The following is a 9,757-nucleotide window of genomic DNA, read 5'->3' on the forward strand; positions in this document are numbered from 1 at the left end:
AGTAGCTTTTCATCACATCCGCGTGGGAGTGAAACGGATGTTCAAAATCCTTAATAACGGTATGATTTAATCGTTTCGTTAACTTTGTATGAGCAAGCAGAGCGCCGACTGTAGCCAGCCCCGCGTGAGTGGTTAGAATGAGCTCTTTGGATCGTACAAATTGGATTTTCATCAATGCACCTCGATGGTGATAGTTGGAATCTAACGAATATCCTACTATTTCTCCATCGATCATTGATTTCCTTTCTTTATCTCACTATTTTGATTTTAAAGATCACGGATTCAGGTTATACTTAAATGCAAGCGGAAATTCGCGGTAAGACGCCAAAAATCGTTGAATCAAATGTAAAGAAAAGGTCGAACGTGGGTTCAATTTCTGTGTTTTTTTGACAAATTAGGAGGAGAAATCTGGAACAGTGTCGAATAATGATATAGAATTTGGCAAGGTAATGCAATCAATGGGTGTATTCTTGCATGAAGCGTTCTTTATGGTGCACGCTTTCAACTAAACCAGTCTTGTTGGGACAGATTCAACCGGGAGGGAGATTCTTATGAGTGGAGATGTCAAAAAAGATGTGTTCAAAAAGATTCTGAAAAACTACGATCACACAAATCAGAAGATGGTGGAAGAACTGGAGTTGGCCTCCGCTCACGGCGGGTTAACCGGGCATTACCGTGAGGCGATGTGGATTAAGTTTTTTCGCAGCATCATTCCGATGAAATATTCGCTGGCGCAGGGCGTTATATTGATTGACTCTGACCGCAACGTATCCAAGGAAGTGGACATCGCAGTATACGACGAACAGTACATTCCATATGTTTATCAGTATAATACACTGAAGTTTATCCCGATCGAAGCCGTGGCCGTGGTTATTGAGTGCAAGAGCAAGAATTATAATATCGATCAGCTTAATGAATGGATAGGGGCAATCAATAAACTAACCCCGAAAGCATCCGGTATCACTCGGATGGCAACCGGATATGTGAGCGGACTCACGAACATTTGCCAAGTAAAAACTCGTCCGATTAAAATTTTTGTCAGCTTGAAAAACGTGGGAGACGACGAAAAATTTGATCTTTCCGCGGAGAAATTGAATGAGTTTGATTTTATCATTCAACAGCATGAGGATAAGTTCGATCTGCGAACGAATAACGAAGAACAATCGCTCAAGTGGTGGGGGCAAAGATTAAATGAAGGTATTGACAATAAGCAAGGCAAAGGGCTGAAAATATGCAAACCTGATGAAACAAAAATGATTAAAAACAAAGCCCAAGACTTTGAGGAACTCCGGCTGGATGAGGATGGCCTATTGCTGAATACACTTGCCGAACTGAAGGTTGAAGGATGCCCGCTGTTGACTTTGAACTTGCAACTGAATCAATTGCTGACGCTTATTAACAATCCGATGCTATTTCCCCATTATGCCTATGCGCGTGCATTCCAAGAAGCTAAACGACTTTGAAACAAGGGGGAGAACATTCCAGTGGCTGTATATGCTTATATCGATATCTCTCAGAAGCAGGAGTTTATATACAGACATAACAAGCTAAAAGTCAACCTGTTGAATTCCTATATTATCAAAAAATTGACTGAGGATATGGGCCAGCAGAAATTTGAAGCAGGCCCAACTCTCTCTCTTAACAAGTTTCTGGCGGAATGGGATGTACATTTCGTATATTCCGGCGGAGGAAACAGCATTATCCGTTTTCCCGATAAGGAACTCGCAATGAAGTTTGTGAACGAATATTCGCTTGAAGTGCTAAAGGTTTATCCCGAGGTAGAATTATATATCAGCACGGTGGACGATGCCGAATATGATGCCGAAGACGCTGATCGGGACCAGAAGATCAGACTAAGCCTGCTCAAGAAAGCGGACCAATTGAAGGATCGGCGCAAAGCCCGGTTTCGGCGATGGTCTTATGGCATTGAGAAGATTGACGAGACGGGAAAACCAGTGCGTTTGAGAAGCAATGAGGAGCTTAACGGGGAACCGGATCGGGCAGGAGCTGTGAATCCTATAGAAAGAGTCGATCAGGAGGCGGCCAAAGCTTACTTGTACCGCAAGTGGGAACAACTGACCAAGCAATCTTCTTTTGAAACGACGGATGAATTGCAAGAATATAGAAAAGATGAGCAAAGCAAAAGCTACATCGGCGTCATTGCCATTGACGGCAATCAAATGGGAGAGATGGTTCGCAATACCAAGACATTTGAAGAGCTTGGAGAGTTCAGTTCGGCCATTGAGAACATATATTTTCAAGCGGTTCAAGAAGCGCTGCGTTCTTATCCACCTGAAGAGAAGGCCAAGCGCTTCGTAACCCCGGTGGTTATGTCTGGGGACGATCTTTGTCTTATCGTTCGGGGTGAAAGCGCCGTGCAGATTGCGGCGAATATCGTGAAGCAAATTCAAGAAATCTCCAAACAGATGAAGCATACAAGTCCGTTGCTTAGCCGCGTCATGACAGCCCCGTACTTAACGGCGTGTGCCGGCGTAGCTATCGTGAAAGTCACTTACCCGTTCTACGATGCTATTAAAGCGGCGGAAAGGCTCTGCCATCAGGCCAAGGAGCAGATTCATAAAGCGCTCAAGGAAGTGTCTGAAGAAGGACAGGCAGCGGCTTCTTTTATCGATTGGGAGATTATTCATGGGCAGGCTCAGGCGGAACCATATGACCGGTATGTCAAGCATAGAAACGAGAGAGAAGTTTTTCATATCAAACCGTTGCGCATCGATCAGGAGCAAGCATTTCAAGACGGGACATACGGTTTTTTCCCAATGATTGCTTTGGCTAAACAAATCGAAAGCGATCCCGATATCAGTTCTTCGTTGTTGGAAGAAGTGAAGAAGCTAAGTTATAAGGGAAGGGAAACATACGAGAGTTATTTTCATATGAAACAGGATGCAAAGAGGCTTACGGAATTAGTCTCCCGTTTCTTCGAGGGGCGCAGCGACAAAGATTTCCCCATCATGCAGTCCGAAGAGGATCAATCCATAACTTATTTGCTGAACGACCTGCTCGGCGTGTTGCCTTTCCTGGGAGAGAAAGTGGAAGAGGTGCCTAATCATGACTAGCTTACCGACAGGAAAAATTGAAGTGCGGCTGTTGAGCGAGGCCATATTTGCCAGCGGGGAGAAGGAAAGCCACCTGGTTCACTCCAGAGCCTTGACAGATCAGTATGGATTCGTATACTTCCACGCCAAATCATTGAAGGGCCAATTGAAAAGGCAGGCTTTTTGGCTATTGGAAAGGTACCGCTGTTTCGATATGGCGATTGCTATGCAATTTTTCAATTCCATTGAACGATTGTTTGGAATCAACGGCAATGAACGGTCGATTCATTGGCCGGAATCCAAAGAACGTTATGCGTCCCAAGGGATTATGCGTTTAGGTGCGCTGGAACTGCCTGCTGATGTTAAAAGACATTTTCTTCAGATGATGCAGGAAGATAAGGATGATGAGTACTACAGTCTGTCGCCTCACGATTTCATCGCGGCGCAAACCTATATCCGATCCGGAATTGAATTGGAGAAGGGAAAAGCTAAGGATAAAAGGTTAGTGACTTATCATACGGTTCGGGAAGATCTTGTATTTTACTCCCCCGTAACTTTTGAAAGTGTGCCAAGCAAAGAGGAGCTTGATCATTTGAACCGCATCGTTCGTTCATTGGATCGGATCGGAGCAGGAATCCACCGCGGGCACGGGGAAGTCGAGGCCCGTTTGTTCATCAACGGGACAGAAATGGCTGGCGAAGGAAAATGAGGTCAAGCGGAGGAATAAGCATGACTCAATATCGCGTGATTCAAATTCGAAATATAGAGCCGCTTAAAATCGGGGCCGGGGGGAGCAAAAGCAATCCGACGGAACCTTCCAAGGACTACATTCCGGGATCCACGATCCGCGGCGCCTTTATTGCTCAATGGATCAAGCAAGGGATCTTCACGGAGGAGACAGGCCCTTCCATCGTAAAGGGAATAGACTTCTACAACGCTTACCCGTATCGGAGCGGAAAATTATTTATCCCTACTCCCCAGCACTTGCGTGTTAACAAGCATATATGGCGTCAGAAGAAAGCAGATGCTTTAGCTGCTGGCAGTGTAGCTCCTGGCGCTGAAAATATGAGCGTTCAATTATCGAATTTGCTGCTGAACGGCGAAGATCGGAATACGCTGGAATACCGATTTATATCGGCAGAGAACCATACCTTGGTCGGCGCTAAGATCTCCAAATATTATACGCTGCATCATAGCACAAGTAACAAGCCGTTAGAACGGGAGAAAGAAAACCTGTTTAATTATCAAGCTCTTGCTCCCGGTCAGACTTTTCAGTCTATCCTTTCATACGATTTGCAAAAGCATGATTTCATTGAAGCTTTATTCGCGCAGAAGGAATCGCTTCTTGTGTATATGGGGGGATCGAAAGGTTCAGGCTACGGATTGTGTGAAGTAAGGGCAATCGGGGAGGCACAGACCGACTACCGGGAGGCGAAGAAATTGCTCGGACTCCAGATTCCCTCCAAGCTGGAACCGGGAAAAGAGTTCACCGTCACTTGTTTGTCGGACTGCCTGTTCCGCGACGAGTCTGGCCGGCCCGTCAACGAATTGCCGATGCGATACCTGCAACAAAGATGCGGCGATATTTTCGGCACGCCGACTCTGACCCGTTCGCTGGTTCTGACTGGACTCAGCGAAGGATTTAATACGAAATGGGGGGCTCGTTACCCTAAAGAAACCGTGCTGAGAGCTGGTTCTGTGCTGCATTACGAATGGGACCGGACGCTAACCGAAGCGGAATGGGAGCGCGTTTGTCTGAATCTGGAACAGCGACTGCTGGGGATGAGAACCCAAGACGGCTACGGCTGGATTGGCATTAATCTTAATTTTCCGCTTGAATTAAAGGTGGAGATGGACAAGGATAGCACGACAATAGCGCCTCCGCCAGGCAGAGAGACGATATCTGTTGAAGAAAGTTCGCGAGAGAAGGAAATGTCGGCCCGGGTAAAGGGCATTATCGAGCAAGGATTGAAAGAGACCAAAGACCAGTGGTTGCGCATGATCGTATTGAAATCAGGCGTCGATTCGCAGCCCGCGGCAGACCGCATGGTACTGGGAAGCAAGCTTCAAAGCCATCATTTGCAGCTCATGCTGAGAGAACTGAGGCTTTGCATTTCGCAACTTCGTGAACCTGGCGGTAAACGGCGCACTGGCGAAGCGTTGTCGAGGCGGGAAAATAAACCGTTTTATCTTAATCATGCGGAAATGTGCTCCATTGCCGATTGCAGCTTTACCGCGATTATTGCTTATCTCAACGGTGGTGGAGAGGAGTCAGCCAATCGCAGATTGGAGACTTACGCAGACAAGATGCTCGGAAGCAAACGAGGACGACTGTACTACGCGAATGAACCCCATGGCAACCGTTTGTTTGTGGCAGAGCTGTTGGAAGCGGGATTATATTACCTCCACAGGAGGGATGTATCGTGATTGCACGGATTGTATATACGTTCACTATAAAAGCAGTGACCCCAATTCATTTTGGGGACGGAGACGGACAAATGGTGCAAAATTTCAAGGGTCAGTGCTTTTTGCCTGGCACCTCCATCGGAGGTGCATTAAGAGAATGCTTGATTCAGGCAGGCCTTCCGGAAGAGCTGATTCGAAAATATATGGGTGGGGTTGAAAAAGTCGACAATAAGGAAGTTTTTGTCACTAGTCGTCTGTTTATCAGCGATGGCAAATTAGAGGGGAATTACACCTTCCACACCGAAGAGGGAACGGCGATTGACCGGGCTTATGGGACAGCAGCCTCCCATTTGAAGTATAAGTATGATTATGTCGACGGACAGCCGCACATCTCCTTCCGCATCGAATGCGACATTTCCGAAGGCAACGGGGAAGCACTCCACCAGAAGGAACTGGAACGGCTTATTGATGTTTGGGCTACAGGGATTGGGAGAGGGATTGTGCGGTTTGGCGGCAAAAAGAACCTTGACTTTGGGAGATTTTCGTTGATCGGCATTGAACGCATCGTTCACCCGCTGGACAATGCCGAGTCGTTAGATATGTACATTTTTAACAGACATAACCGCAAGGGAGAATCGTATCATCCCGGCGCTCTCGATCCAGATCCGTTTGAAGCACATTCCGAGACGGTATTCCGGCTGCAGGGTTCTTTTCCATATGGCGTATATCAATCGTACGATGTGCAGGATGAGGCCGCATCGGACAGTTTGACCGGAGTTCGCCGAAATTCCAGGGGTTATTACTTGCCGGCCTCCAGCATTAAGGGACTCCTCCGTAGTGAAGTCGAACTGCTTATCCTGCGAATGACCGGCAGTCGAGATGTGGCGAAGATGAAGTGCTGCGAATTGTTCGGCAGTTCGGATGGAGCGGGAAAGCTCAGCTTCTCCCCTCTTCAGATTGACGAGGCCGCAGAAGTGAAGGTGAAGCGGTGTCCATTCAAGAACAACGACAATAAAACGGTGTCCAAACGGCCTGTCTATATCAAAATTGACCGTTTGACAGGAGGCGCTTATTCGTCTGCACTGAAAGAGCAGAAGGAAATTCAAGGAAACGGCGTTTTGGAATTTCGGCTCAAAACGACGGTCGATTTGGATGGGAACAGTCCGTATTTCTTCCCTTTGATCTATGCTCTGCGCCGCATTGGATCCGGCAAGGTTCCGTTAGGCGGGCGAACGGTGATCGGGCTCGGGCAATTCATGGCCTCCGAGACCGTGGTCAGCGGCAAAGGATGGAGCGAAACGATTGAAAATGACGGCGAATTGCCGGAAAGCCAAATCTTGCGGCTAAAGCAGCAATTTGAACTTTTCGAGAGGTGGTGTCATGCAGAGTGACAACTCTGAACAAGTTTAACTGGGACGATGTAAAGATGGAGACGTTCCAATATATCGCTCATCTGCTTGATCGGGTTCTCATCGGCGAGAAGGGAGACGCTTCCTTCGAAGAATTGCGGAAAGCTGCGGAGCAAGATGCCGTCTGGGAAATGCATTTATTCAACACGACGCAGGAAATATTCGCCGCCAGAGAAGGTGACGAGCTCGTGGTTTATGAGCCTCTCATGCATCGCGATGATTGCTCCAAGCGAACAGTAAGTAGAACTTATGAGCTGGAAAAGCCGTTTTCGTTAAAATACAAGACGCTGGAGGTGCGGGAATACTTGGATTTCGACGAAGACGGATTGGCTTACGTGGCTAGCACGGTTCTTTATAAGCTGAAAGGAGGCCTGTCAGAAGATGAATCATCAGAGCAATAAGTCTGGTCGGTTCACTCCGATCACGTTGCCTTACGATTTCATTCCCTTCGCAGAGAGCGGAAACGAGGCATGTCGGTATCCCTATACGACGGAAAGTGTTCCGAAGCATAACGATATAGGGCTGTTGAGCGGACAGATTCGGTATCGCATTACGCCTTGCAGCGATTTGGCCATTGAAGCCCGCAGCAAACTGGGAGGCGGCTATTTCATCAGCGGCAGCCAGATCCGGGGCAAGGTTCGCGCGAACGTGGGTATACTTAGCGCAAGCGATCCGAAATTTATTGATCGGAGCCCGATGCTTTACCGGGATTTTACGCAGAATAGCTACCGTGATAAAATTTTGACAAATTCCACTCTTGAACGTTCGGTCCAAACCGGTTTTCTGCGGAAAAAGGGCGATAAATTTTATCTCTTCCCGGCGAAAGATTTAGGAGACAAAAAATTCATCATGCTAAAAGAGCATTGGGTGATCCAACAGAACGCCGGATTAAGATACAATCAACAATTGTTTCGTTGGCATGACGGAAATGCCTTGAAGGACATCCAGGCACGGGAAGACGAAATCCAAAAATTGACTGGCGCCATCAGTGCCATGAAGGAACAACTGGGAGGCAAATATGACAAAGTAAAGGGACAGGTCGAAGAAATTTTTTTGAAATACGGCTTTACGAAAAGAACGGAAATATTTAAGGAAAAGGCAGAAGCAGCTTTCATGGAGAAATTGGAAGCTGTAATGAAGGAAATCAAGGGGAAGCTGGAAAAACAAGCGTCCGATCCCGAACTGCGTAAGCTATTCGATTTAATGGTAGAAAGGTGGGGAAAAAAGGCTCATATTCACCGTATTTATTTCAACCAAAAAACGAATACACACTATACACCCTATCAGCAAAATGTTTATTTTCGATTAAATGCGTATGGCGGCGTGGAGCATGTCAGTGTTTCTTCGCAAAATGCCGAGAAAGGATATTTATATAATTCAACCAATGCCAGGACGAAACGAAGTCATTACTTGATCGGCGCTCCGAAACCCGATCATCCGGGCTTTGAATTGAAGCAAGCGACCATAGACGGATACAATCGAAACTTTAAGAAGTTCCGCATTACCGAGAACAAATCCAATGAAGAGGATATCAAGCTCTTTTACAATATTTTTTCGGAATATGAGAGATGCCTGGATAAATTCGGCAGTGTCGACGGGCTGGTCGTATTTTATCAGACCATGGAAGCGAACGGAGAGCAGCAAATCGCCATCGGTCGCACTCCGTATTTTAAAGTTCCGTACCGCTATCAATTGAACGACCTGCTTGGAACGCCCCCTGCCGACAAAGTGGATTACGAGGATGCATTGTTCGGATTTGCTCCGGAAGGAACCAACCAAACGAAAGAGGCGGCTTACAAATCCAGGGTTCGCTTTGAACCTATCGATATTCGTGAAGATAGCGACTGGGATTGCGCCGATTTCTTTCTGCAAACTCCCCAAGCTTCTGCGGAGCGCATGTATTTAAAGCCGAACGGGCGGCAACCGGATACTTACGAGGACTTGGGGCAGCCAAAGCCGAAGCTGAACGGATATAAATATTATCATGTATTGGAAAAGCCTTTGGAAAAAACGGAGCCGGCCAATCTTAAGAACAGACATTCCATGTTAAGCCAAAGAGTGTTGCTCAAAAAGCTGAATAAAGCCGGAAGACCTTATACGTTAAGCGGAACGGTATCATTTACGAATTTGCGCCCGGAGGAATTGGGGTTGCTGCTTTTGGGACTGGACATCAAGCTATTGAAGCATTCCCGCTCGTTCAAGGAAGAATTAAAGCCGTATTGCAGCCAAATGGGACAAGTATACGAACTCGTAGGCGGAGCCAAACCTTATGGTTACGGGAAAGTGGAAATCGACGTCGACTCCATCACGTTTGAGAAACAAGGGGCCGATTTCGATTCGTTGATCCTAAGCCCTGAGGAAACGGTGGAAGGTCAGGAAAATTTCCATTCTTACGTCGATGCGTTTATTGCTCGTATGAAAGCAGCCGCCCATTTTCAACAAGTGAATCTCGATGCTTATATTCGAAGCAAAATGGAATTTGTGCCAAATAATCCGAAATTTCATATCAATTGGAGTAATATGCAGGAAAAGATGAAGGAATTGGACAAAAGAAGCAAAGGCGGTGGTTATCCGAAGAGCTGGATGCTAAACTCCATAAATCATCCTGAATTTCGAAAGTATCGCTTCTTGAAAATATGAAAAGGGCTCCGAATCTTTGGTAGAATGGTGTTTGCAAGGAACACTACACCCAAAGAGAGGAGCACCTTTTAGGTGAAGTCTACCACAACGATCAGCAAAATCAAAACTGCATTTTCACTACAAAACGCAACGAGTTGCGGTGGCATCAAAATCTTCCTGGCCTTTCTCGAAAAAATCAAACTGCCGGAGGCGATGTGCAGCCTCTCCGGCGGCAAAGCGCGTAACTCACTCTTCCCCGTTTACCGTATT

At 46.7% G+C, this 9,757-nt stretch carries 7 protein-coding genes and 1 pseudogene; all 8 read left to right on the plus strand.

Features of this window, described 5'->3' with window-relative positions; all coding sequences use genetic code 11:
• The first annotated feature begins 551 nt into the window (after positions 1–551).
• Positions 552–1,463, plus strand: coding sequence for a DUF6602 domain-containing protein (locus F591_RS0125855; protein ID WP_019537482.1), 912 nt, complete (start codon positions 552–554; stop codon positions 1,461–1,463).
• A gap of 21 nt (positions 1,464–1,484) precedes the next feature.
• Positions 1,485–3,074, plus strand: coding sequence for a Cas10/Cmr2 second palm domain-containing protein (locus F591_RS0125860; protein WP_019537483.1), 1,590 nt, complete (start codon positions 1,485–1,487; stop codon positions 3,072–3,074).
• On the plus strand, positions 3,067–3,762 hold the full coding sequence (locus F591_RS0125865) for a hypothetical protein (protein WP_019537484.1): 696 nt from the start codon (positions 3,067–3,069) through the stop codon (positions 3,760–3,762). The genes F591_RS0125860 and F591_RS0125865 overlap by 8 nt, the downstream gene beginning before the upstream one ends.
• A gap of 20 nt (positions 3,763–3,782) precedes the next feature.
• The gene (locus tag F591_RS0125870; RefSeq protein WP_019537485.1) at positions 3,783–5,480 is read left to right on the plus strand and encodes an RAMP superfamily CRISPR-associated protein; all 1,698 of its coding nucleotides are present in this window, start codon (positions 3,783–3,785) and stop codon (positions 5,478–5,480) included.
• Positions 5,477–6,850 carry an RAMP superfamily CRISPR-associated protein gene (locus F591_RS0125875; protein WP_019537486.1) on the plus strand — a complete coding sequence of 458 codons (1,374 nt, stop codon included), beginning with the start codon at positions 5,477–5,479 and terminating at the stop codon, positions 6,848–6,850. The genes F591_RS0125870 and F591_RS0125875 overlap by 4 nt, the downstream gene beginning before the upstream one ends.
• On the plus strand, positions 6,847–7,269 hold the full coding sequence (locus F591_RS0125880) for a hypothetical protein (protein ID WP_019537487.1): 423 nt from the start codon (positions 6,847–6,849) through the stop codon (positions 7,267–7,269). Before F591_RS0125875 ends, F591_RS0125880 begins: the two co-directional genes overlap by 4 nt.
• Entirely contained in the window at positions 7,250–9,508 is a 2,259-nt protein-coding gene (locus F591_RS0125885; RefSeq protein ID WP_019537488.1) for a hypothetical protein, read from the plus strand. The genes F591_RS0125880 and F591_RS0125885 overlap by 20 nt, the downstream gene beginning before the upstream one ends.
• A 72-nt stretch (positions 9,509–9,580) precedes the next feature.
• Positions 9,581–9,757 (plus strand): annotated as a pseudogene (locus F591_RS33465) (IS1380 family transposase); the annotation flags it as partial.

The sequence above is a fragment of the Paenibacillus ginsengihumi DSM 21568 genome (assembly GCF_000380965.1).
GTDB lineage: Bacteria > Bacillota > Bacilli > Paenibacillales > NBRC-103111 > Paenibacillus_G > Paenibacillus_G ginsengihumi.